The sequence below is a fragment of the Streptomyces sp. NPDC002403 genome (genome assembly GCF_053593015.1).
Window position 1 is genome coordinate 275,456 of record NZ_JBSFBQ010000007.1, and the last position, 22,842, is coordinate 298,297.

19 protein-coding genes are annotated in these 22,842 nt (G+C 70.6%); 9 read left to right on the forward strand and 10 right to left on the reverse strand.

Annotation, left to right across the window (positions count from 1 at the left end; all coding sequences use genetic code 11):
• Window positions 1-4 precede the first annotated feature (4 nt).
• Together ACWCPY_RS11845 and ACWCPY_RS11850 are read right to left on the reverse strand one after the other, a co-directional pair.
• Window positions 5-187 carry a DUF397 domain-containing protein gene (locus tag ACWCPY_RS11845; RefSeq protein WP_402399071.1) on the reverse strand — a complete coding sequence of 61 codons (183 nt, stop codon included), beginning with the start codon at window positions 185-187 and terminating at the stop codon, window positions 5-7.
• Window positions 184-1,038: a helix-turn-helix domain-containing protein gene (locus tag ACWCPY_RS11850; RefSeq protein WP_451264166.1), complete on the reverse strand. Its 855-nt coding sequence runs from the start codon at window positions 1,036-1,038 to the stop codon at window positions 184-186. The genes ACWCPY_RS11845 and ACWCPY_RS11850 overlap by 4 nt, the downstream gene beginning before the upstream one ends.
• 169 nt (window positions 1,039-1,207) lie before the next feature.
• Here ACWCPY_RS11850 and ACWCPY_RS11855 point away from each other — a divergent pair, with 169 nt between their 5' ends.
• From ACWCPY_RS11855 to ACWCPY_RS11885, 7 genes are all read left to right on the forward strand, one after another.
• The gene (locus tag ACWCPY_RS11855; protein ID WP_451264167.1) at window positions 1,208-1,696 is read left to right on the forward strand and encodes an ATP-binding protein; all 489 of its coding nucleotides are present in this window, start codon (window positions 1,208-1,210) and stop codon (window positions 1,694-1,696) included.
• 79 nt (window positions 1,697-1,775) lie between these two features.
• Entirely contained in the window at window positions 1,776-2,099 is a 324-nt protein-coding gene (locus ACWCPY_RS11860) for a type II toxin-antitoxin system Phd/YefM family antitoxin (RefSeq protein ID WP_451264168.1), read from the forward strand.
• Window positions 2,014-2,481 carry a PIN domain-containing protein gene (locus ACWCPY_RS11865; protein ID WP_451264169.1) on the forward strand — a complete coding sequence of 156 codons (468 nt, stop codon included), beginning with the start codon at window positions 2,014-2,016 and terminating at the stop codon, window positions 2,479-2,481. The genes ACWCPY_RS11860 and ACWCPY_RS11865 overlap by 86 nt, the downstream gene beginning before the upstream one ends.
• 59 nt (window positions 2,482-2,540) lie before the next feature.
• Complete coding sequence (gene pglY, locus ACWCPY_RS11870) at window positions 2,541-6,434, forward strand: BREX-2 system ATPase PglY (protein WP_451264170.1); 3,894 nt, start codon at window positions 2,541-2,543, stop codon at window positions 6,432-6,434.
• Between the two features lie 79 nt (window positions 6,435-6,513).
• Window positions 6,514-9,462, forward strand: coding sequence for a BREX-2 system phosphatase PglZ (gene pglZ, locus ACWCPY_RS11875; RefSeq protein WP_451264171.1), 2,949 nt, complete (start codon window positions 6,514-6,516; stop codon window positions 9,460-9,462).
• A gap of 70 nt (window positions 9,463-9,532) precedes the next feature.
• The gene (brxD, locus tag ACWCPY_RS11880; protein WP_451264172.1) at window positions 9,533-10,894 is read left to right on the forward strand and encodes a BREX system ATP-binding protein BrxD; all 1,362 of its coding nucleotides are present in this window, start codon (window positions 9,533-9,535) and stop codon (window positions 10,892-10,894) included.
• A gap of 53 nt (window positions 10,895-10,947) precedes the next feature.
• Window positions 10,948-13,095 carry a DEAD/DEAH box helicase gene (locus ACWCPY_RS11885; RefSeq protein ID WP_451264173.1) on the forward strand — a complete coding sequence of 716 codons (2,148 nt, stop codon included), beginning with the start codon at window positions 10,948-10,950 and terminating at the stop codon, window positions 13,093-13,095.
• 27 nt (window positions 13,096-13,122) lie between these two features.
• Here the strand turns inward: ACWCPY_RS11885 and ACWCPY_RS11890 are convergent, their stop codons facing one another.
• From ACWCPY_RS11890 to ACWCPY_RS11910, 5 genes are all read right to left on the reverse strand, one after another.
• A complete protein-coding gene (locus ACWCPY_RS11890) occupies window positions 13,123-13,485 on the reverse strand; it encodes a hypothetical protein (RefSeq protein WP_404118045.1) in 363 nt (120 codons plus the stop codon).
• Window positions 13,486-13,735: 250 nt separating this feature from the next.
• Complete coding sequence (locus tag ACWCPY_RS11895; RefSeq protein ID WP_451264174.1) at window positions 13,736-15,064, reverse strand: class I SAM-dependent RNA methyltransferase; 1,329 nt, start codon at window positions 15,062-15,064, stop codon at window positions 13,736-13,738.
• A gap of 100 nt (window positions 15,065-15,164) precedes the next feature.
• Complete coding sequence (locus ACWCPY_RS11900; protein ID WP_451264175.1) at window positions 15,165-17,213, reverse strand: APC family permease; 2,049 nt, start codon at window positions 17,211-17,213, stop codon at window positions 15,165-15,167.
• A 112-nt stretch (window positions 17,214-17,325) separates the two neighbouring features.
• A complete protein-coding gene (locus ACWCPY_RS11905) occupies window positions 17,326-18,375 on the reverse strand; it encodes a 1-aminocyclopropane-1-carboxylate deaminase (RefSeq protein ID WP_451264176.1) in 1,050 nt (349 codons plus the stop codon).
• A 123-nt stretch (window positions 18,376-18,498) separates the two neighbouring features.
• Complete coding sequence (locus tag ACWCPY_RS11910; protein WP_451264177.1) at window positions 18,499-19,155, reverse strand: GntR family transcriptional regulator; 657 nt, start codon at window positions 19,153-19,155, stop codon at window positions 18,499-18,501.
• Between the two features lie 264 nt (window positions 19,156-19,419).
• Between ACWCPY_RS11910 and ACWCPY_RS11915 the strand changes: the two genes are divergently transcribed.
• A complete protein-coding gene (locus tag ACWCPY_RS11915) occupies window positions 19,420-20,088 on the forward strand; it encodes a potassium channel family protein (RefSeq protein WP_072485889.1) in 669 nt (222 codons plus the stop codon).
• A complete protein-coding gene (locus tag ACWCPY_RS11920) occupies window positions 20,088-20,765 on the forward strand; it encodes a potassium channel family protein (protein WP_072485888.1) in 678 nt (225 codons plus the stop codon). Before ACWCPY_RS11915 ends, ACWCPY_RS11920 begins: the two co-directional genes overlap by 1 nt.
• A gap of 104 nt (window positions 20,766-20,869) precedes the next feature.
• On the opposite strand, the gene ACWCPY_RS11925 is transcribed toward ACWCPY_RS11920, so the two are convergent.
• The 3 genes from ACWCPY_RS11925 to ACWCPY_RS11935 all read right to left on the reverse strand — a co-directional run bounded on the left by ACWCPY_RS11925 (window position 20,870) and on the right by ACWCPY_RS11935 (window position 22,837).
• A complete protein-coding gene (locus tag ACWCPY_RS11925; RefSeq protein ID WP_451264178.1) occupies window positions 20,870-21,625 on the reverse strand; it encodes a DUF3159 domain-containing protein in 756 nt (251 codons plus the stop codon).
• Window positions 21,626-21,628: 3 nt separating this feature from the next.
• Entirely contained in the window at window positions 21,629-22,045 is a 417-nt protein-coding gene (locus ACWCPY_RS11930; RefSeq protein ID WP_451264179.1) for an OB-fold nucleic acid binding domain-containing protein, read from the reverse strand.
• A 99-nt stretch (window positions 22,046-22,144) separates the two neighbouring features.
• A complete protein-coding gene (locus ACWCPY_RS11935; protein ID WP_072486035.1) occupies window positions 22,145-22,837 on the reverse strand; it encodes a response regulator in 693 nt (230 codons plus the stop codon).
• Window positions 22,838-22,842 lie beyond the last annotated feature (5 nt).

Sequence of the window (22,842 nt, forward strand, 5' to 3'; positions counted from 1 at the left end):
ACAGTCAGGAACCCGACACGTGCGCGGTGAAGGCTGCCCAGGCGCCGGAGGCGACGGCGAACGAGTCGCGGCCGAGGTCCTTGGAATCCCGGACGTGGACCGCTTCGGCGCCCACCGCGACCTCAACGCAGTTGTCGCCACCACTGCCGCTGTAGCTGCTCTTGACCCAGTCAAGTTCGGTGCTCATAGCGCTCCTTGAATCTGCTTCAGCAGGCCGACTGTGGCCTCGTGGCTCAGCGCCTGTGAGCGCATCTTGCCATAGCGCTGAAGCATGGCACTGACCACTTTCGGGTCGGCCATGAGAGTGCTGCTGTCGTGACCTTCGACGTATCCGAACCAGCTGTTGGACGAGGTCTCGGCGAGGTACATCTGGCCGTCGATGCCCGAGTGGTCAGGCTGCTTGAGTGCCATGACGAGGATTTCTACGTTGCGTCGACGGCCTTGCGTCAGCAGGTTGTCGATGAGGGCGGAAGTCACCTGAGGTCCTCCCAACTGGCGTTCCAGGACGGCTTGCTCGATAAGAAACGAGAACGAGGTGTTGGGTCGCGCGCCCAACAGCTCCTGTCGCTCAAGGCGTGCAGCAACCTGCTGCTCGAACTGCTGCTCCGACAAGGGCGGCAGGCGTCGGTCGAAGACTGCCCGGATGTATCCCTCGGTCTGCAACAACCCCGGAATCCCCCGGCACTCATACGCGTACAGCGTGATCGCCTCTTCCTCGATCCCCGCCCATTGCAGGAACCAGGACGCCAGCCCGGCCTTCCTCCGCAGGCTCTTCGCCGCTGCCGCGAGGACCTTGCCCGCGACCGGCCCCAGCACTTCGGCCGTCCGGTCCGGAAGGTTCTCCGGAGGGAACCGCTTGCCCTGTTCGATCTTCGCGACGTACGCCGCCGAGTAGCGCACACGCGGTGCGAACTCCTCCTGGGTCAGGCCATCAGCCTCCCGCAGCGCCTTCAAGACAGCCCCGAACGTCTTGAGACTGTCCGATAGTTCAGGTTCACCACCCGCCGCCGTACCACTGCCGTCCTGGTCCGCCGTCATTGCCGCCCCGCTTTCCGTGCCGCACACCACGCGCCCCGCGCCCCGCGTCGGTCAACCTGCCCAGGGTTACAGGGAGTTACCCGCCCAGTCCAGGGCATGAACCAGTACAGATGGATCTGTATGGGTGCCGTTCCTGTCGACACAACAGGGCAGCCGAAAGGCTGACCGCATGACGACATCGCAGGTCCAACCGCCCCAGACCATCCGCGAGTTCACGCACGCCTTCCCCGCCACTCGCCTCGGCGCGAGCCTCGCCCGCCGGACCGCCATGAGCACGCTCGGTGACTGGGGCGTCCCGCCCGGCAGTCCGCTCTCCGACACCGTCGCCCTCCTCGTCGCCGAGCTCGCGGCCAACGCCGCCCGCCACGGCCGCGTACCGGGACGGAACTTCGAGCTGCGCCTCCAGTACGAGCACGCGGCCACCGCCGTACACGTCGAAGTCTCCGACACCCACCCACGACGCCCCGACCCCACGACGGCCACCATGGCCGACCCGGATGCCGACGGCGGACGCGGCCTCGCCCTCGTGGAGGCCGTCGCCCACCGCTGGGGCGTCGCGGACCGCACCGGCCCCGGCAAGACCGTATGGGCACAGACCAAGCCGGCCGACCCGCCAGACCCGACCAGGCCGCAGCTCCACGACCTCCGCCCCGCCTAGCCCGCCCACCCCGGGACGACGTTCGGCAACCACCCTGCATGACCTGCCACGAACTACAGAAATCGGACACTCTGGCTCCATGAAGACGATGACGGCAACCGAGGCTTCCAGGAACTTCGCGTCCGTACTCGACCGCGCCGAGCGCGGCGAGACCATCGCGATCACCCGTGGTGGCCGGCGCCTGGCCATACTGTCCCCGGCTCCCGCGGGGAACGGCGCGGCGCTGATGGAGTTCCTGGCCGGACACCCCGTGGACGACGACTTCGCCGCGGACGTGGAGTCCGTACGCGATCTCACGACCGACGATCTGGGGCGGCATGGCCCGACGCCTGATCCTGGACACCGGCGTGATCATCCGCCGAGCGCGGGGCGGCGGCCTCGCCCGGCTGCTCGACGACGGTGACGACGTGGCCATCGCCGCCCTCACCTTCGCCGCGCTGCTGCTCGGGGTGGAGCTGGCCGACGAGGCACGGCGCCCCGGCCGGCAGGCGTTCGTCGACGGCGTGCACGCCCTGGTCCCCGTCGAGGACTACACCCCCGATGTCGCACGGATCCACGCCCGCCTGCTCGCGCACGTACGGCAGGAGGGCAAGCCGCGCGGCGGGCACGACCTGATCACCGCGGCGACCGCGGCATGCACCGCCCGCACGCTGGTCACCAAGGACGGCAAGGCCGCCTTCGACGGCCTGCCCGGCGTGCGCTCGATCACCACGCGAGGGAGAGCTGGACGGGAGAGCGGGACACGATCTCTCCTTCCTGGTGTCAGTGCCGCCCCTTACGATTGATCGGGCAGCTCGGTTCTGTGAGCTGAAGGACCCGCAGGGTGAGGAGCCGCAGGCAGACCATGGCGTTTTTGAGCAGGAACACTCCCCGTCCCGAGGACCGGCCCCTCCTCCGGGAGCTGATCGACATCCCGGAGCGGGTGTCGACGTCCGACTTCGTGCTGAAGCTCGGTGAGGCCGTCACCCCCGAGGGCGCCGAGGCAGCCCTGCGGGACTACGTCGTCACCGACCGCCTGCGCGGCAACTTCGACGAGGCGCTCGACCTGATCAAGTCTGCGCTCGACAGCCACTCCTCCAAGGCTGCCTATCTGCACGGCTCGTTCGGTTCCGGTAAGTCGCATTTCATGGCGGTGCTCTACGCCCTGCTCTCCGGCCACCAGGCCGCCCGTACCAAGACGGGCCTCGACCCCGTCCGCGCGCACCACTCCTGGCTGGACGCGGGAGATCGCAAGTTCCTCCTCGTCCCGTACCACATGCTCGGCGCCAAGTCCCTTGAACAGCGCATTCTCGGCAAGTACGTGGAGCACGTACGCAAGGTGCACCCCGGCTGCGATCTGCCGCAGGTCTATCTGACCGACGGCCTCTTCGAGGACTTCGCCGCGCATCGCCGTGGCAGCGGGGACGACCGGGTGATCGCGCAGCTCGCCGAGGCGGACAGCGGTGAGGGCGACGAGTGGGGCGAGGCGTTCGCCTGGACCACCGAACTGCTCGACCGGGCCGTCACCGCGCAGGAGGAGCACGAGAACACCAAGGGCTTCGACCTGGACAACCCGACCACCCCGCAGGAGCTGCGGGCCCGGCTCGTCCAGGACCTGACCAAGACCCTCTTCCCGTCGTTCTCACGCAACGCCTCGGAGAACGCCGACGGGTTCGTCTCCCTGGACAAGGGCCTCGGCATCATCGCCGCGCACGCCAAGTCCCTCGGCTACGACGGCCTCGTCCTCTTCATGGACGAGCTGATCCTGTGGCTGGCCACCCTCATCCACGATCAGAAGGCGCTCGGCCGCGAGGCAGGCAAGGTCACCAACTTCGTGGAGGGCGCCGACGAGCGCCGTGCCATCCCCGTCGTCTCGTTCATCGCCCGCCAGCGTGACCTGCGGGAGCTGGTCGGCGAGGAGATGTCCGGCGCTGCCGAGGCCGCCGTGCAGGACACGCTGAAGCTCAACGGCGGCCGGTACGACTCGATCGTCCTGGAGGACCGCAACCTGCCGACGATCGCGCAGGCCCGTCTGCTGAATCCCGTCGACGACGAGGCCGAGGCAAAGGTCGCGGCAGCCTTCGACGAGGCCAAGAAGCTCGGCCCGGACGTCTGGCAGACACTGCTCGGCCACAAGGACTCCACCACCGGCGCGGACGAGGACGCCTTCCGGCGGACGTACCCCTTCCCGCCGGCGTTCATGGACACCCTGGTGCACATCTCCGGGGCGCTGCAGCGCTCCCGCACCGGCCTGAAGCTGATGAGCCAGCTCCTGGTCGACCACCGGGACGACTGGCGCCTCGGCCAGCTCGTACCGCTCGGCGATCTGTACCCGGCGATCGTCGGCGGCGGCGACAAGGCGTTCAGCGGCGAGACCAGCGTCCACTTCGAAGCGGCGGACAAGCTGTACCGCGAGAAGCTGCGCCCGTACCTGCTGAAGACCAACCAGGTCACCGAGGACGACGTGGAGACGCACAGGCGCCGTCCGGAGACGATCAACGACCCGCAGCTGAAGGCCCGTTGCCGGGACTTCACCGGTGACAGCCGGCTGATCCAGACGCTGCTACTCTCCGCGCTCGCGCCGAGCGTCCCCGCCCTGTCCGACCTGACCCTGGCCCGGCTCAACGCGCTCAACCACGGGTCCATCACCACCCGGATCGCCGGAACCGAGATCGGCCGCCTGGAGCAGAAGACGAAGGAATGGGCGGCGACCTTCCCCGAGATCAAGGTCGCCGGCACCGGTCCCGGCGCGGTCGTGCGCCTGGAGCTGACCGGTGTCGACCTTGACGCGGTGCTCGCCAACGCCCAGGTCCACAACAACCTGGGCAACCGCCGGACCAAGATGCGCACCCTGCTCAAGGAGTCGCTCGGTGTCACCGACGGGACCGGCGGGTTCGACCCGTACGACATACTCGACCTGGTGTGGAAGGGCACCGAGCGGCAGGTCGAGGTGGTCTTCGGGAACGTCGCCGACGTCGACTCGCTCTCCGACGCGGCACTGCGGCCCAACCAGGAGGACGCCTGGCGGCTCGTCGTCGACTTCCCTTACGACGAGGGCGAGTTCGGGCCGATGGATGACCTCCAGCGGCTGCGCACGCTGCGGGAGAAGACGGGCGGCGACTCGCGGACCCTGGCCTGGCTGCCCACTCATCTCACCGACACCACCCGCGGCGACTTCGAGCGTCTCGTCGTCATCGACAAGGCACTGTCCGACGAGGCCCGCTTCGACTCCGAGTTCGCGCGCAGCCTCAACGCCGACGACAAAGCCCGCGCCAAGGGCATGCTGCAGTCGCAGCGGGAGGTCCTCACCGAGCGGGTCCTGGGCGCGCTGAAGCAGGCGTACGGACTCGCGCAGAAGCAGGAAGGCGTCGTCGACCTCGGCTTCGGCAACCACCTGGAGGCCCAGCAGCAGGTGGCGGATCTGCAACTGCCGATCGGCGCGCAGATGGACGACGCCGCACGTCAGCTGTCCGGGAAGCTGCTCGCCCACCAGTTCCCCGCCCACCCGGATCTGGATCCGGAAGGCACCGGGAAGCCGCCGCGGGCCGCCGAGATCAAGACCGTCTTCGAGTACGTGCGCAAGGCCGCCGAGGACCGTGACGGGCAGGTGGAGGTCGAGTCCAAGGACCGCAAGGTCATGGCTCGGATCGCGGGCGGCCTCAAGCTCGGTGTGATGCAGGAGGCGTACTACCGGCAGTCCAACGCCTGGCTCGACCACTTCAACGCGCAGGCCCGGCGGGACGGGGTCGCTGAGCCGACCCTGGTCAAGCTCGCCGACTGGAGCGACCAGCCCGACCCGCGCGGCCTGCCCGACCCGCTGCGACGGCTGCTCGCCGCCGCGTACGCGGAAATGTCCGACCGTGTGTGGGTGCGCGGCGGGGTCGCGGTCGAGCCCGCACCGCTGCCGAGCGATCTGAAGCGTGACTACGCGCTGCGGGAGCAGCCGCTGCCCACCGAGGCGGACTGGGCTGAAGCCCGCAAGCGGTACGAGACGGTGTTCGGCACGCCCGCACCGCAGTTGCGGCGCGGGCGGATCGTGAACCAGTTCGCTGGCGAGATCCGCAGGGCCGCGACCGCGTTCGCCACCGATGCGGCACGGCTCGTCACGGAGCTGGAGAAGCACCGCAGCTTCCTGCACCTGGACGACGCCTCGCCCCGCCTCGTGCTCGCCCGGCAGGCCCAGGAGCTGGTGGACGCGGTGCGGGCGGAGAACCTCGGCGCCAAGGCTGTGGTGGACCGGCTGGCCGGATTCGACCTCGGCGCCTTCACCGCGCACCGGTACAGCATGTCGCTGACCAGTGCCCGGACCGTAGCCGATGCGCTGCAGAACACCAGCTGGGGTGAACAGTTGGAGCTGGCGGACACGCTCGGCCGGGACGGTGCGGCGATCCTGGAGCGGGTGCGCGACGCCGCGGCCGGCGACCCCGGCGACTACCCCGACCTGCCGGCCATGCTGAAGAAGGGCAGCCGGGAGGTGATGGCGCTGCTGCGGTCCCGGCAGAGTCCACCGGTGGCCCCACAACAGCCCGCCGCCCCGGCACCCAGCTCCGACACGGTGCCCCTGGACAGCGGCTCCGCCCATCCGCAGGTGCTGCCGACGCCGCCCGCGCCGCGTGATCCGGCACGCCCGGTGGCCCGCTCCGGTGGCGGCCGGACGACAGCCGCCCGGGCTGCTGCGGAGCTGCAGGCCGAGATCGCGGCACTCGCCGCGGCACACCCCGACGCCACCGTCGAGGTCACGTGGAAGGTCGTCGACTGATGTCCGGCCCAAAAGCGACGACGTCCGCCTCGCCCCGCCCCGGTCCCTCCGTCGACGCCGCCTGGAAGGTCGCCCACTGATGTCCGGCACGATCACCACCGCGCCCGCCGCCGGGCCGGGACCCTCGGCTGCAGGTCCCGCCCGCCTTTCGGTGAGCACGGTCCGTCAGTTCGTCGCCGCGCGCAGCAAGCTCTGCGACGGCGCGGTCCGCGTCATGCTGCTGCGGGCCGCCCCACAGTGGGACGGGGCTGCCATGCAGCCGACGGTGGGCGGGACACAGGTGAGGGTTGCCGTCGCGCCGTCCGTCCTCGCGGTGCACGAGCAGATCCTGGACCACCTGGAGGCGCAGGTCCCGCCGGAGCCGCGCGTCCTCGTCGTCCTCACCGACCGGGAGAACACCGAGCTCGACCCCGGTCTGCTCGCCCGCGTCTACAGTCGCCGCATCAGGTCCGTCGACAACTGGGAAGTCGTGCAGGAGGCGTTCGGCGCGAGCGGCCTCGACACCCGCCTGCGCGGCGAGACCTGGGCGGCCGAAGCGCTCCTGGATGCGGCGGGCACCCGGGGCTGGCGCTCGATCGGCAGGGGGGTGCTCTCCCGCGACGAAGCCCTCACCCGGCTGGCCCGGCGGCGCCTCCGCCTCGACCACAGCAGCGGCGACACGCTGGCAGGACGCGTCCTGCCAGGGGAGGCGGACCGGGTCGACCCCGTCGCCCTGTTCCGGTGGACCCTCACTCCCGGCGGCCCGGACCTCCTGCGCGAGCTGCGCGGACCGGAGAAGGCCGGCCTCGCCCACTTCCTCGCCGCACCTGAGCAGGGCGGCTCCACGGGCAGGGTGATCACCGCCCTGGTCGATGCCGAGCACGGCCCCGACGCAGCTGCGTACGCGGTGGTCTGCGCCGCCCTGTGGGGACACGCGGAGGCCGACCACGACCTGTACCGTGCGCGCGGCCGGGCCGAACGATGGCTCGGCGAGCAGCCGCCCGCCCAGGGCGATGAACTCGACCGGCTCCTGGCCTCCTTCGCCCGCAGCGGTGAGGCGTACGTACGCGATCTCATCGACCGGGGCGAGCACCGTCTCGCCGACCCGGTCCTGACCCGGGCCGCACAGCTCGTCGCCCAGTTCGGGGCGCAGGCCGCCGCCACCGCCAGTCCGCTCCTGTCCGCCGGGCTCGACGCCCGGTTCACCGCGGCCGGTCACACGCTGACCGGCGGCTCCACCGAAGCGGTCACGGACTCCGTCACCGCGCTCCGCGCACACGCCCTTGCCACCGGCGACGGCGAGACCCGGGCCCGGATCGAGCGGGTCCGGATGGCCGTACGGCTGCAACGGTGGCTGGCCGGGAACCCGTCGGACGAGATCGGGTCGGTGACCGACGGGACGGACCGCCAAATCCGCGAACTCGGCTGGGCCGACCGCGCCCTGGAACACCTGGAGGCGGGCGGCGACCCGGACTCCGTACTCGCCGCCGCGTACAGCCGGATCGGCGACCAGGTGCGGCGGACCCGTCGCACGCTCGACCACGCCTTCAGCGAACGGCTCGCGGTGTGGACGGCGGACGGCAGCTCCCCCGGTTCCCTGCTCACCGTCGAGTCTCTCCTGACGCGGATCGTCGCGCCGGTCGTCGCCGAGCCGCGGCGCCGGGTCCTGCTGCTGCTCCTGGACGGGATGAGCGCGGCCATAGCGGCCGAACTGGGCGAGGAACTGCGCGAGCAGTGGGCCGAGTTCGACCCGGTTCCCGGGGCGCACGGCGCACCAGTGCGGCGTGCCGTGGCCGCTGCTCTGCCCACACTCACTGCTGTCTCGCGCACCTCGCTCTTCACCGGAACCCTGATGAAGGGCGGCCAGAACGACGAGAAGCGGCTCTTCCCCCAGCACTCCTGCTGGCAGGGCGCCCCGGCGGCCGTCTTCCACAAGGACGACCTGCGCGGCCCCGACACCGGCTCGCCCTTCTCCACCGCCCTCGGTGAGGCCCTCGCCGACGAGCGCATGCATGTCGCCGTCGTCCTCAACACCGTCGACGACCGGCTTGCCAAGGAACAGAAACTCGGGGACGGCGCCTGGCAGGCCAAGGAGGTCGGCGGTCTCGAACCGCTGTTGCGGGCCGCGCGTGCGAACGGCATGACCGTGCTCCTGACCTCCGACCACGGCCATGTCATCGAACGGCGGGGCAGCAAGCTCGACGCGCCCGCCGGTACCATCGGTTCGGCCCGCCACCGCGACCCCGGCGGCCCGGTCGCACCCTCCGAGATCGCACTGGCCGGGCCGCGGGTGGTCTGGCCGGAGCCCGGCTCGCACATCGTCGCTCTGCGCGACCACGACGCCCGGTACACCGCCCTCAAGGCGGGTTACCACGGCGGCGCGACCCTCGCCGAATTCACCATCCCGCTGCTCGCCCTGCTGCCCTTCGGAACCGAACCACCGGAAGGATGGCGGGAGTTGGGCGATCCGGCTCCGCTGTGGTGGTCGGACGAGACAGGCATCGAGACGGAATCCGGCGCAGAGGCTGTCACTTCGTCCGGCACCGCTGCCCCCGTCGCCACGCCGTCGCGTCCGCGCGCCAAGCAGTCCAAGAAGGCCGCCCCGCCCGTGGCAGAGGGCGTCATCAGTCTCTTCGGTGAGGAGGAGCTCGCCCCTCTCGCACCTCCCGCGTCCCAGAAGCCCGCCGACCCCGCCCCGGAGACCGAAGCCCCCTCCACCACGGCCCAGCCGCCTGCCGTCGCGCTCGTGGAACGGCTCGTCGCCACCGAGCTGTACGCGGCGCAGCTGGACCTGCTCGCCCGAAAACCGCGGGACCCGTCCGTCCTGCCCAAGGCGCTGGTCGCCCTCGTCGAAGCGGGCACCCTGCCCATGACCGCCCTGGCCGAACGTGCGGGCCAGCCCGTCGGCCGCGCCCCCGGCTTCGCCGCGACCCTGGCCCAGCTCCTCAACTACGACGGCGCCCAGATCCTGGAGATCCTCCCCGACAACCGCACCCTGCGCCTGCACCGGGCCCAGCTGATCGAACAGTTCGGACTGCGCACCCCGTGAGCACGACGAACCGGATCCGTCCGCCGGCATTCCGGCGGTCCGGCGACCGCCCTGATGGGAGACTGTCCGGGTGAACGCGTTCGGATCCTCAGCCCCTCGTGCCGGTGCCCCCGTCGGCACCGTACGCCGCCGCGCCGTCGTGGACGCCCTGCGACGCGGCGCCGTCCCCGAGAGCGGCCTCGACCTGCTCGCCACCGGCCTGGGCCGCTTCGAGCAGGCGGTCGACGAGGAACTGGACACCGTCGCCGCCGGCGGCTCGGTGTTCAAGGCGGTGCGCGGTGAGTACGGCTCCGGCAAAACCTTCTTCACCCGCTGGCTCGGCGAACGCGCCAAGCGTCGCACCTTCGCCGTGGCCGAGGTGCAGGTGTCGGAGACCGAGACCCCGCTGCACAAGCTGGAGACGGTCTACCGGCGGCTCACCGAACGTCTGACCACCGCGAGCTTCCCGCCCAGCGCGCTGCGGCCCGTCGCCGATGCCTGGTTCTACGCCCTTGAGGAGGACGCGCTCGCCGACGGCGCGGCTGAGAGCGAACTGCCGCAGGCCGTGGACCGGCTGCTCACCGCCCGCCTGGCCGAGGTGTCCCGCCAGGCCCCCGCCTTCGCCACCGCCCTGCGCGGGTACAAGCAGTCCCTGGACGCCGGCGACGAGGCGACCGCCGCCGCGGTGATGGCCTGGCTCGGCGGCCAGCCGCACGTCGCCGCTGCCGCACGTCGCAGCGCAGGAGTCCGCGGCGACCTCGATCACTTCGGCGCCTTCGGCTTTCTGCAAGGCCTGCTGACCATGCTCAAGGACGCGGGGCACGCCGGGCTCGTCCTCGTCCTGGACGAGGTGGAGACGCTGCAGCGGGTCCGCTCCGACGCCCGTGACAAGGCCCTCAACGCCCTGCGCCAGCTCATCGACGAGGTGCATTCCGGCCGCTTCCCCGGCCTCTACCTCGTCATCACCGGCACGCCAGCCTTCTACGACGGACAGCAGGGCGTCCAGCGTCTCGCCCCGCTCGCCCAGCGCCTGGCCACCGACTTCACCACCGACCCGCGCTTCGACAACCCGCGTGCCGTGCAGATCCGGCTTCCCGGATTCACCGAGGAGTCCCTGACCGGTCTGGGCGTCACCATCCGCGACCTGTACGCGGACGGCGTCTCCTCCACCGACTCCGCCGAGCGGATCAAGCGGCTCGCCGACGACGCGTACCTTGCGGACCTGGCGAGGGCCGTGGGCGGTGCCCTTGGCGGGAAAGTCGGAGTGGCACCGCGCCTGTACCTGAAGAAGCTAGTCGGGGACGTACTCGACCGGATCGATCAGTTCGACGACTTCGATCCGCGTGCGCACTACAAGCTGACCCTCGGCAGCGGCGATCTCACTGCCACCGAACGCAACCTCGCCGCGCCCCCCGCGGCCGCGTCGGCCGACGACCTCGATCTCGACCTCTGATCCGTCGCCTTCCCCTCCCGTTCCCGGAAGACCAAGCGCAGGGAGCTACCCACGTGCAGGACCAGCCGCCCGGCCCCGACCCGCTCGAACGCCTCGATCCGGTCGTCCTGCACCACATCGTCAACACGCTCGGATGGCCTGACCTGCGCCCCCTGCAGAAGGCCGCCGTGGAACCACTGATGGACGGCGAGGACGCGATCCTGCTCGCGCCGACCGCGGGCGGGAAGACGGAAGCCGCCACCTTCCCCGTCCTGTCCGCCATGCGGGAGCAGCACTGGACCGGCACCTCCGTCCTCTACCTGGCCCCACTCAAAGCCCTCCTCAACAACCTCGTCCACCGCGTCGACACCTACGCCCAGTGGCTGGGCCGCCGCGCCGAGCTCTGGCACGGCGACACCCCCGAGTCCGTACGCCGCCGTATCCGCACCGAGTCGCCCGACTTCCTGCTCACCACACCCGAGTCGCTCGAAGCGATGCTGATCAGTGTCAAGACCGACCACACACACATGCTCGGCCGGGTCCGTGCCGTGATCATCGACGAGGTGCACGCTTTCGCGGGTGACGACCGGGGCTGGCACCTGCTTGCCGTGCTCGAACGGCTGGAGCGGCTGGTCGGTCACCGGATCCAGCGGATCGGGCTCTCCGCCACCGTCGGCAACCCGGACGCACTGCTCACTTGGCTGCAGGGGGCGCGCCCCGCCGAACGCCCGGGACGGGTCGTCGCGCCCGGCATCACCCTGCCGGACACGGCCGGGGGCACCTCGCTACCGAGGCCCGCGGGAGACGTCGAACTCGACTACGTCGGCTCACTCGCCAACGCCGCCAAGGTGATCTCCGCCCTGCACCGCGGCGAGAAGCGCCTCGTCTTCTGCGACTCCCGCAAGCAGGTCGAGGAACTCGGTGCGGCGCTCCGGGCCCGCGACGTCACCGTGTTCCTCTCGCACGCCTCGCTCTCCGCCGATGAACGGGCCCGCTCCGAGCAGGCGTTCGCCGAGGCGCGCGACTGCGTCATCGTGTCCACCTCCACCCTGGAACTCGGCATCGACGTCGGCGACCTCGACCGAGTCATCCAGATCGACTCCCCCGGCACCGTCGCCTCGTTCCTGCAGCGGATCGGCCGCACCGGCCGCCGCGCCGGCACCTCCCGCAACTGTCTCTTCCTCGCCACCAGGACCGAGTCGTTGCTGCAGGCCGCCGGGCTGCTCACCCTCTGGGCCCTGGGCTGGGTCGAGCCCGTCACCCCGCCACCGTCGCCCCGTCACCTCGTCGCCCAGCAGCTGCTCGCACTCACCCTGCAGGAGCACCGCATCGGCGACCGGCTCTGGCCGGACCGGTGGAACGGCCTCGCGCCCTTCGACCGGTCGGCCGCCCCGCTCCTGAAGCATCTGGTCGACGAAGGCTTCCTGGACAGCGACGACGGCATGCTCTTCATCGGCCCCGAGGCCGAGAAGCACTTCGGCCGCCGCCACTTCATGGAACTCACCGCTTCCTTCACCGCGCCGCCCGAGTTCACCGTCCTCGCCGGGCGCACCGAGATCGGCACCACGGACCCCACCGTGCTCACCGAGGAACGCCCCGGCCCGCGCCGTCTCCTGCTTGCCGGGCGCAGCTGGCAGGTCACGTTCATCGACTGGGCCCGCCGCCGCGCGTTCGTCGAACCCGTCGAGGACGGCGGTGTGGCCAAATGGCAGGGCAGCGAGGCGCGCGGTCTGTCGTTCACCCTCACCCGCGCCATGCGCGACGTCCTCCTCGGCACCGACCCCGACGTCCGGCTCACCCGCCGCGCCACCGCTGCCCTCGCCGAGCTGCGCACCGATCGCGCCCCTCACGAGGTCCACCCGGCCGGCACTCTCGTGGTCCGCGATGCCGATGCCACGCGCTGGTGGACCTGGGCCGGCTACCGCGCCAATGCGACCCTCGCCGCCTCCCTCGGCAACCTCGCCGATCCCGTCCAGCGGCCCTCCGACACCCATCTCCGCCTGCGCCAGGACCTCTCCCCCGCCGACTGGAAGGCCGCCCGCGCCGAACTCCCGGTCTCCCTCACCCTGCCCACCGTCGACCCGCGCGCCGTCCGCGGCCTGAAGTTCTCGGCTGCCCTCCCGCCGCGCGTGGCCACCGCCACACTGGCCGAACGTCTCGCGGACTTCGACGGGGCACTGACCACGGCGCGAGGGCCGGTACGGCTCGAATGGGGGATGTGAACTCCGCTCCTGGCAGCGTGAGTTCCGCTATCGCCCCAGGTCTCTCCGCCTCTCCTCCAGGCATCGCTGCCGCCTCTGCCACGCCCGCCGGGCCTCGGCCGGTGAGGCCCGCGAGAACTCCTCCTGCGCAAAGCCCGACCTGGCTGCATCCTCAACGACAGCCACCAGATGTGCGGCGGTCCGGGAGATCCGTTCCGCATGGGCGAGTTCGAGCATGGGGGCCAGCTGCTCTTCCCGGGCGGCGACGGCCAGCAGGTCGTCGCAGTCGTCGTAGGTGGACGGAAGTGCGGGCAGCGCCTCCTCGCCGAGTCTGCGGACCTCTGGCGCCGAGCCTGCCTCGTATGCGCGCGGCGCATCGGCCGCGTCACGGCCGAGGACCTGGTTCAACATCTGCAGTACGGGGGCCGACGCCCACTGAAAGCCACCCGTGCCCACGTACGACCCCACCTGCAAGCCCGTCAGAACGAGCGTCGTTTCAGCGTCAAGACTTCCAGGACACCCCGTCCGCAGACCAGGCGACAATCAGCCACTGCGCCGGAAAAGCCGAGGCCAGAGCCCACAGAGCCAAGCCATCACACCTCGAACTGTTTCCTCCAGGGAAAGACGTCGAATCTCAGCCCCGCCCTCACAAAACCGCAGGTCAGAGGCCCTTCTCAGCCGGCTCCAGAATCGCCACGCACTCCACATGATGCGTCATCGGAAACAGGTCGAACGCCCGCAGCGTCCGCACCCGGTACCCGCCGTCCCGGAAGTACGCCAGGTCGCGCGCCAGCGCCGCCGGGTCGCAGGCGACGTAGGCGATGCGGCGGGCGCCCAGGCCCGTCAGGTGTTTGACGACCTGCTTGCCGGCGCCGGCGCGGGGCGGGTCGAGGACGATCAGGTCGCACTCGGTGATGCCGGTGCGCGGGAGGATCTGGTCGACCTTGCCGTGTTCGATGCGGACCCGGTCCAGGTCCTTCAGGTTGTGGCGGGCGTCCTCGACGGCACGCTTGCCGGACTCGATGCCGAGGACGGCGCCCTTTTCGCCGATGCGCTGGCCGATGGCGCCGGCGAACAGGCCGACGCCGCAGTAGAGGTCGAGGGCCATGTCGTTCTTGCGGGGCAGGAGGCCCTGCATGACGGCGCGGACCAGGGTGTTGGCGGCCTGCGGGTGGACCTGCCAGAAGCCGCCGGAGCCGACGCGGTAGGTGCGGTCGTCGGCGCGCTCGCGGACGAAGGCGCGGCCGTGCACGCGGTGGACTCCGCCGTCGCGCTCGTCGACGCGCATCACCGAGACGGGCTTGTCGAGCTCGACCAGGGGCAGCCGGCCACCGGGCCGCGGGGTGAGGATGACCTGACGGTCGTGGGAACCCGTTGCCGCGATGGCCTCCACCGTGGCCATGCCGGGCCAGTCCCGCTTCTCGATGCCGAGCTCCGTGACGCCGGGGGCCGCGATCAGGCAGCGCTCGACGGGCTCCACGTCGTGCGAGCGGTGCTTGCGCAGGCCGACCTTGCCGTCCTCGTCGATGGCGTACTGGACACGGGTGCGCCAGGCGGGCACCTCGCCCGGCGGGAGCTTGTCGCCCTCGGCCGGCATGACCGTGCCGTCCCAGCCCGCCTCCTCGGGAGTGAGGCCCGCGAGGCGCTGGAGCTGTTCGGCGATCACTTCGCCCTTGAGCCGGCGCTGGGCGCCGGGCTTGGCGTGCTGCCAGTCGCAGCCGCCGCACTTGCCGGGGCCGGCGTACGGGCAGGGCGCCTCGACGCGGTCCTTGGACGCCTCGATGATCTGTACCGCGTCGGCGCGCAGGAAGCGGGAGTCGCTCTCGCCGTCGGTGACCCTGGCGATCACCTTCTCGCCGGGCAGCGTGTGCCGTACGAAGAGGACCCGGCCCTCCGAGGTGCGGGCGATGCAGTGGCCGCCGTGTGCGACGGGGCCGACCTCGACCTCGTACTCCTCCCCGACCAGCGACGACGTGGGTTCGTTCTGCATGAGGGGGTGGCTCCAGAGATCAAGGGGGGAACGGCCGGACAACAACCTACGAGTCTACGTCGGTGTCGTCCGGCCGCTTACCACGAGCGGACGAGGGCGGTCAGCTCTTGCCGCTGGGTTCCTTGGGCCTGCGCTCCACCGGGCCGCGGCGCACCGAGCCCGGCGCGTTCCACTCGGCGCGCTTCCTGGCGCGCTTCTTGGCCGCCTCGGAGGACTCCAGCTGATACGGCACGGAGGTCACCATGACACCCGGGGTGAACAGCAGCCGCCCCTTGAGGCGCAGGGCGCTCTGGTTGTGGAGGAGGTGCTCGTACCAGTGGCCGACCACGTACTCCGGGATGTACACGCTCACGACGTCGCGCGGGCTCTCCCGGCGCAGGCCCTTCACGTAGTCGATGACCGGCCGGGTCACCTCGCGGTACGGGGAGTCGAGGATCTTCAGCGGGATGTCGATGCCGCGCCGCTCCCAGTCGTCCTTGAGCGCCTTGGTCTCCGCCGGGTCGACGCTGATGGAGAGCGCCTCCAGCCGGTCGGAGCGGATCAGCTTGGCGTAGGCGAGGGCGCGCAGGGTGGGCCGGTGGAGCTTGGAGACCAGGACGATCGAGTGGACCCTGGAGGGCCGGATCGTCTCGTCGGACGGGGTCTCGTCGGCGGCGATCTCCTCGGCGACCCGGTCGTAGTGCTTCCGGATCGCGGTCATCGTCGCGAAGAAGATGCACATGCCGAGCAGGGCGACCCAGGCACCGTGGGTGAACTTGGTGACCAGGACGACCACGAGGACGAGGCCGGTCAGGAAGGCGCCGAAGGCGTTGATCGCGCGGGAGCGGATCATGTGGCGGCGCTTGTCGGCGTCCTTCTCGGTGCGCAGGTGGCGGTTCCAGTGACGGACCATGCCGGTCTGGCTGAGCGTGAAGGACACGAACACGCCGACGATGTAGAGCTGGATCAGCCGGGTCGAGTCGGCGCCGTAGATGACGACGAGCAGGGCGGCCGCGCCGGCGAGCAGCACGATGCCGTTGGAGAAGGCGAGGCGGTCGCCGCGGGTGTGCAGCTGGCGTGGCAGGTAACGGTCCTGGGCGAGGATCGAGCCGAGCACCGGGAAGCCGTTGTACGCCGTGTTCGCCGCGAGGAACAGCACCAGGGCGGTGGCCGCGGCGAGCACGATGAACAGGAAGCTGCCGTGACCGAAGACGGCCTCGGCGACCTGCGTGATCACCGGGTCCTGTACATAGCCGGAGCCGACCGGCACACCGCCCTTCAGCAGGTCCTGCCCCGGGTTCTCGGCCATCCGGACGTCGGTGACCAGGGCGAGGGAGATGATGCCGACGAGCATGGTGATGGCGAGCACGCCCATCATCGAGAGCGTCGTGGCCGCGTTCTTGGACTTGGGCTTACGGAAGGCCGGGACGCCGTTGGAGACCGCCTCGACGCCGGTGAGCGCGGCGCAGCCGGAGGAGAAGGCGCGCAGCAGCAGGAAAACAAGGGCGAAGCCCGCGAGGCCTTCCTGCTCCGCCTTGATGTGGAAGTCGGCGGTGGGCGCGCGCATGGTGTCGCCCAGCACGAGAGTGCGGAAGGCACCCCACGCGATCATGATGAAGACGCCCACGACGAACACGTACGTCGGAATCGCGAAGAGCGACCCGGACTCCTTGACGCCGCGCAGGTTCATCAGCGTCAGCAGCAGGATCACCGCGACGGCGCACAGCACCTTGTGCTCGACCACGAACGGGATCGCCGAGCCCAGGTTCTCGATGCCGGAGGTGATGGAGACGGCGACGGTGAGGACGTAGTCCACCAGCAGCGCGCTGGCGACCGTCAGGCCGGCCTTGGGGCCGAGGTTGGTGGTGGCGACCTCGTAGTCGCCACCACCGCTGGGGTACGCGTGCACGTTCTGCCGGTACGACGCCACCACGGTGAACATCACCACCACGACCGCCAGGGCGATCCACGGGCTGAAGTGGTACGCCGACACGCCCGCGACAGACAGGACGAGCAGAACCTCGCCAGGCGCGTAGGCAACGGAGGACAGGGCGTCGGAGGCGAAAACGGGGAGGGCGATGCGCTTCGGCAGGAGCGTTTCTCCGAGCCGGTCACTGCGCAGTGCGCGCCCGATCAGGATCCGTTTGGGCACGTCGGTCAGTTTGGACACGCAGAGGATCGTAAGCGTTCCGTATGGAAGCCGCAGACGCACCACCCCCGTGGCCCTGCAATCTCCTGCGCTCGGACGAAAAAGCCACGAAATCCTTAACGAAATCCTTGCACTAAGCGTCCGCGAAAAGGGCGCTGTAACCATTCAATGCGGGCTGACCGCCGAGATGTGCGTAAAGGACGGTGGAATCGCGGGCGATCTCGCCGCGGGCCACAAGGTCGGCCATTCCCGCCATCGACTTCCCCTCGTACACGGGGTCGGTGATCATGCCCTCGGTTCGGGCGGCGAGCCGCATCGCGTCGAGGGTCGTGCCGTCGGGGATGCCGTAGGTGCCCGCGTGGTAGCGCTCGTCGAGTTCGATGTCGTCCGCGGTGAGCTCCCGGCGCACCCCGATGAGCCGTGCGGTGCCGGCCGCGATCCGGGCGATCTGCTCGCGGGTACGGGCGGGCTCGGCGGACGCGTCGATGCCCAGGACGCGCCGCGGGCGGGCGCCCGCCTCCTCCAGCGCGGCGAAGCCCGCGACCATGCCGGCCTGGGTGGAGCCGGTCACCGAGCAGACCACCACGGTGTCGAAGAACACGCCGAGCGCGCGTTCCTGCTCGGCGACCTCGTACGCCCAGTTCGCGAAGCCGAGCCCGCCCAGCGGGTGGTCGGACGCGCCCGCGGGGATGGCGTACGGCTTGCCGCCGCCCTCCTCCACCTCGCGCAGCGCCTGCTCCCAGCTCTCCTTGACGCCGATGCCGAACCCGGCGCGTACCAGGCGGATGTCGGCGCCGGCCAGGCGGCTGATCAGGATGTTGCCGACCTTGTCGTAGACGGCGTCGGGCCACTCGACCCAGCTCTCCTGGATGAGTACGCACTTCAGACCGGCGCGGGCGGCGACCGCCGCGACCTGGCGGGTGTGGTTGGACTGGACACCGCCGATGGACACGAGGGTGTCGCAGCCCTTCGCCAGGGCGTCGGCGACGAGGTATTCGAGCTTGCGGGTCTTGTTGCCGCCGTAGGCGATGCCGGAGTTGCAGTCCTCCCGCTTGGCCCAGATCGCGGCGCCGCCGAGGTGCTCGGTGAGCCGGTCGAGCCGGTGCACCGGCGAAGGGCCGAAGAGGAGGGGGTAGCGGTCGTAGGAGGAGAGGGACGGGGAGGCGGACGGGGTGGTGGTCATACGGGCTCCCTGGCTCGGTGGTGCGGCGGAAGGCTGGGTGGGGTGGTGCGGCGGAAGGCTGGGTGGGGTGCTGCGGCGGAAGGCTGAATGGATGCTGCGGCGGCCCGCTGTCGGGCCGCCGGGCTACTCGGGCGGTTCGTCGGCCAGCTCTTCGAGCGCCCGCCAGATCTCTGCGGTGATCCGCGCGGCGGCTTCGGCATCGCGTTCCGCGCACGCCTCGATCAGCCGCTGGTGCAGCTCCGCCGAGCCGTGCGCGGAGCCGGCCGTGCCGAACCTCCGCCACTCCAGGCGCCGGATCAAGGGGGTGTAGCGCTCGACGGTGGCGGCCACGGCACGGTTGCCGCACGCGGTGACGAGGACGTCGTGGAGCTGGTCGTCGGCGCGCAGCGCCTCCACCACGTCGCCGCGGCCGGTCGCGTCCCGGAACCGGTCGTTGGCGGCGCGCATCGCGGCGACGTCCGCGTCCGTGAGGCGGGGCACTGCGGTCCTGGCGGCCAGTTCCTGCATGGCCCGTACGACGGCCGCCGCGTCCCGGACGTCGCGCGGTACCAGCCGGGTCACCCGGGTGTAGCTCTGTGGCTTGGATTCGACGAGGCCCTCGCCGGAGAGCCGGGACAGCGCGTCGCGGACGGGGGCGCGGGAGAGTCCGAGGCGTTCGGCGAGGTCGGCGTCGCGGACCGGGGCACCGGGCGGGAGGTCGCCGCGGACGATGGCGTCGCGGATCGCCTCGTAGGCGCTGTCCCGCAGCAGGGTCCGTCGGACGGGGCGCAGGGTCTCCATGAACTGACATGTTAGATGTCTGTGCGCTCCGTACTCAAGACCCCGTCCGTGGGCAGCCACGAGCGGCGGCCCGGCGGCGCCCACCGGGCGGGGCGCGGCGAAAGCGCACTCGGATGAGGCTTCGCACTCCGGGCCGCATAAGCTCATCCTGGGCAACGGGACAGAACCGTTGCCCCGTTGTTTGCCCGGCAAGCTGAGAAAGAAGTGTGAGCAGGGTGTTTTCGCAGGTCAGCCGGACGACCAGGACTGCGAGGTAGGCGCAAGGTGCACATCGTCATCATGGGCTGCGGGCGAGTAGGAGCCGCTCTCGCGCAGACCCTGGAGCAGCAGGGGCACACGGTCGCCGTCATCGACCAGGACCCGACGGCGTTCCGTCGCCTCGGGTCCGGATTCGGCGGACGGCGCGTCACGGGTGTCGGCTTCGACCAGGACACTCTCCGTGAGGCGGGTATCGAGGAGGCCGGCGCGTTCGCAGCGGTGAGCAGCGGCGACAACTCGAACATCATCGCCGCCCGGGTGGCCCGCGAGATGTTCGGCATCGAGAATGTCGCCGCGCGGATCTACGACCCCCGGCGCGCCGAGGTGTACCAGCGTCTCGGCATCCCCACGGTCGCCACCGTGCGCTGGACCGCGGACCAGATGCTGCGGCGGCTGCTGCCTTCGGGCGCCGAGCCGCTGTGGCGGGATCCGAGCGGTGGTGTGCAGCTCGCGGAGGTGCACACCACACCCTCGTGGATCGGCCACAAGATCAGCACCCTGCAGGAGGAGACGGGCGTCCGCGTGGCGTTCCTCACCCGGCTGGGCGAAGCCATACTGCCCACCTCGCAGACGGTGCTGCAGGAGGGCGACCTGGTCCACGTGATGATGCGTACGGACGAGATCGCGAAGGTCGAGGCGGCCTTCGCCGAGGGTCCTGAGGAGGGCGGTCACTGATGCGTGTCGCGATTGCCGGGGCCGGTGCGGTGGGGCGTTCCATCGCGGGCGAGCTGCTGGAGAACGGGCACGAGGTGCTGCTCGTCGACAAGGCGCCGACGGCCATCTCGGTGGAGCGGGTGCCCATGGCCGAGTGGCTGCTGGCGGACGCCTGCGAGATCACCTCGCTCGACGAGGCGGCGCTGCAGCGCTGCAACGTCGTGATCGCCGCGACCGGCGACGACAAGGTGAACCTGGTCGTCTCGCTGCTCGCGAAGACCGAGTACGGCGTGCCGAGGGTCGTCGCCCGGGTCAACAACCCGAAGAACGAATGGCTGTTCAACGAGGCCTGGGGTGTCGATGTGGCGGTCTCGACGCCGCGTCTGATGTCGGCGCTGGTCGAGGAGGCGGTGAGCGTCGGGGATCTGGTCCGGCTGCTGCGCTTCAGCCACGGTGACGCCAACCTGGTCGAGCTGACGCTGCCGCCGGAGTCGGCGCTGGCCGGCACCCGGGTCGGGGAGGTGGCCTGGCCCGAGGACACCTCGCTGGTCACCATCATCCGTGGTCAGCGCGTGCTGACGCCGAGCACCGAGGAGACCCTGGAGGCCGGTGACGAGCTGCTGTTCGTGGCCGCGCAGGCACGCGAGGAACAGTTGGAGGACCTGCTGTCGGTGCGCCGGGGCGACTCGGACGACTGACCCTCGGGCGCGGACGGCACGGACGCGGGAAGGGCCCGGAACCGTATGACACGGTTCCGGGCCCTTCCGTATGTCCGGCGATCGCGGTTCCCGGAACGCCCGGCTCAGAACTCCTGGTTGCGCACGGCGGCGGCGGCCTTGCGCTCCTTCTCCGCCTGCTCCTCGGCCTCCATCTCGGCGAAGACGTCGATGGGCGGCGGCGCCTTGGCCAGGAAGACCCAGGTCAGGTAGACCGCGAGCAGGAACGGGGGGATCTTCAGCGCGACCAGGATCCAGCCCAACTGGGTGGTGTCGGCCCACCAGTACAGCGGGAAGAGGATCGCGCACTTGGCGAGCAGGATCAGTCCCCAGGCGTAACTGGCCTTGGCGTACGCCTTCTTGCGGCCGGGGTTCCTGGTGCGCCAGGAGAGGTTCTCCTTGAACACCGGCCCCAGGATGAGACCGATCAGCGGCACCCCGGCGAGGGTGGTGATCAGGTAGGCGAGGGCCAGGCCGAGCGTGTAGAGCATGCCCGGCAGATAGAAGTCCTTGGCATTGCCCGTCATCATCGCGAAGACCACGCCGAAGGCCACACCGAAGACACCGCTGAAGGCGTGCTTGACGGTGTCCCTCCGGATCAGCCGCACGGCGACGAGGATCAGCGACACCACCAGGGCCGCGATGGCCGAGAGGTGGAGATCCTTGTTGATCGTGAAGATGGTGACGAACAGCAGCCCGGGAAGGACTGTCTCCACCATGCCCCGGACACCGCCGAACGCCTCGAAGAGCGCGGCCTCGGTGACCGCCTTCGTGTCGGTCGCCTGCTGGTCGGTGCGGGTGGTGGGGTCCGTGTCGGACGTCGGCTTGTCGAGAGACGTCACCGGCTACTCCTTGCCGAGCGGTCGGAGTTCGTATTTGGGGTTGAACAGCACCCGGCGCCCGTGGCTCATGGCGATCCGGCCGGAGGCGATGAGCCTGCGGCCCGGTTCTATGCCCACGATGGAGCGGCGGCCCAGCCAGACGACGTCCAGTGGCGCGGTGCCGTCGAAGAGCTCGGCCTCCAGGGCGGGCACTCCGGCGCGCGGCCGCAGGGTGACGGTCCGCAAGGTACCAGTCACCTTCACGATCTGGCGGTCGGTGCATTCGGAGATCCGTGTGCAGCCCGAGGCCTGCGCGTCCTCCTGCAGCTCCTCGGACTCGAGGTCCTCCTGGGAGCTGGACAGCCGGTCGAGCATCCGCCGGAAGCGGCCCGACGGCTTCTCCGCCTTGCCGGGCTTGTCGGATCGAGGAACAGCACTCATACCCGAAGGGTACCGGTCCCGGCTGCTCCGGGCGGGTGTCCCCGGTCTCACTCGAACGAGTGACCGGGGAGAGTCACGGAGGAGCTCCTCGCGCCCCGTTCAGCCGCGCTCGAAGCGGTACCCCATGCCCGGCTCGGTGACGAAGTGCCGGGGGTGCGAGGGGTCGGCCTCCAGCTTGCGCCTCAGCTGGGCCATGTAGACCCGCAGATAGTTGGTCTCGGTGCCGTACGAGGGTCCCCAGACCTCCTGGAGCAGCTGTTTCTGGCTGACCAGCCGGCCGCTGTTGCGGACCAGGACCTCCAGCAGGTGCCACTCGGTGGGGGTGAGCCGTACGTCGCGTCCCGCGCGGTGGACCTTCTTCGCCGCCAGGTCGACGGTGAACCCCTCGGTCTCGACGATCACGACGTCGTCGGAGCCGTGCTGTCCGACCGGCTCGGCGCGGCGGACCGAGGCGCGCAGCCGGGCCAGCAGCTCGTCCATGCCGAACGGCTTGGTGACGTAGTCGTCGGCGCCGGCGTCCAGCGCCTCCACCTTCTCGTCGGAGGTGTGGCGGGCGGAGAGCACCAGGATCGGCACCCGGGTCCAGCCGCGCAGCCCCTTGATCACCTCGACGCCGTCCATGTCCGGCAGCCCGAGGTCGAGGACGACGACATCGGGGTGGCGGGCGGCGGCGAGCTGGAGGGCGGTCGCGCCGTCGGGCGCCGCGTCCACCTCGTACTTGCGCGCCTTCAGGTTGATCACGAGGGCGCGTACGATCTGCGGCTCGTCGTCGACCACAAGCACCCGTGTCATGGGGG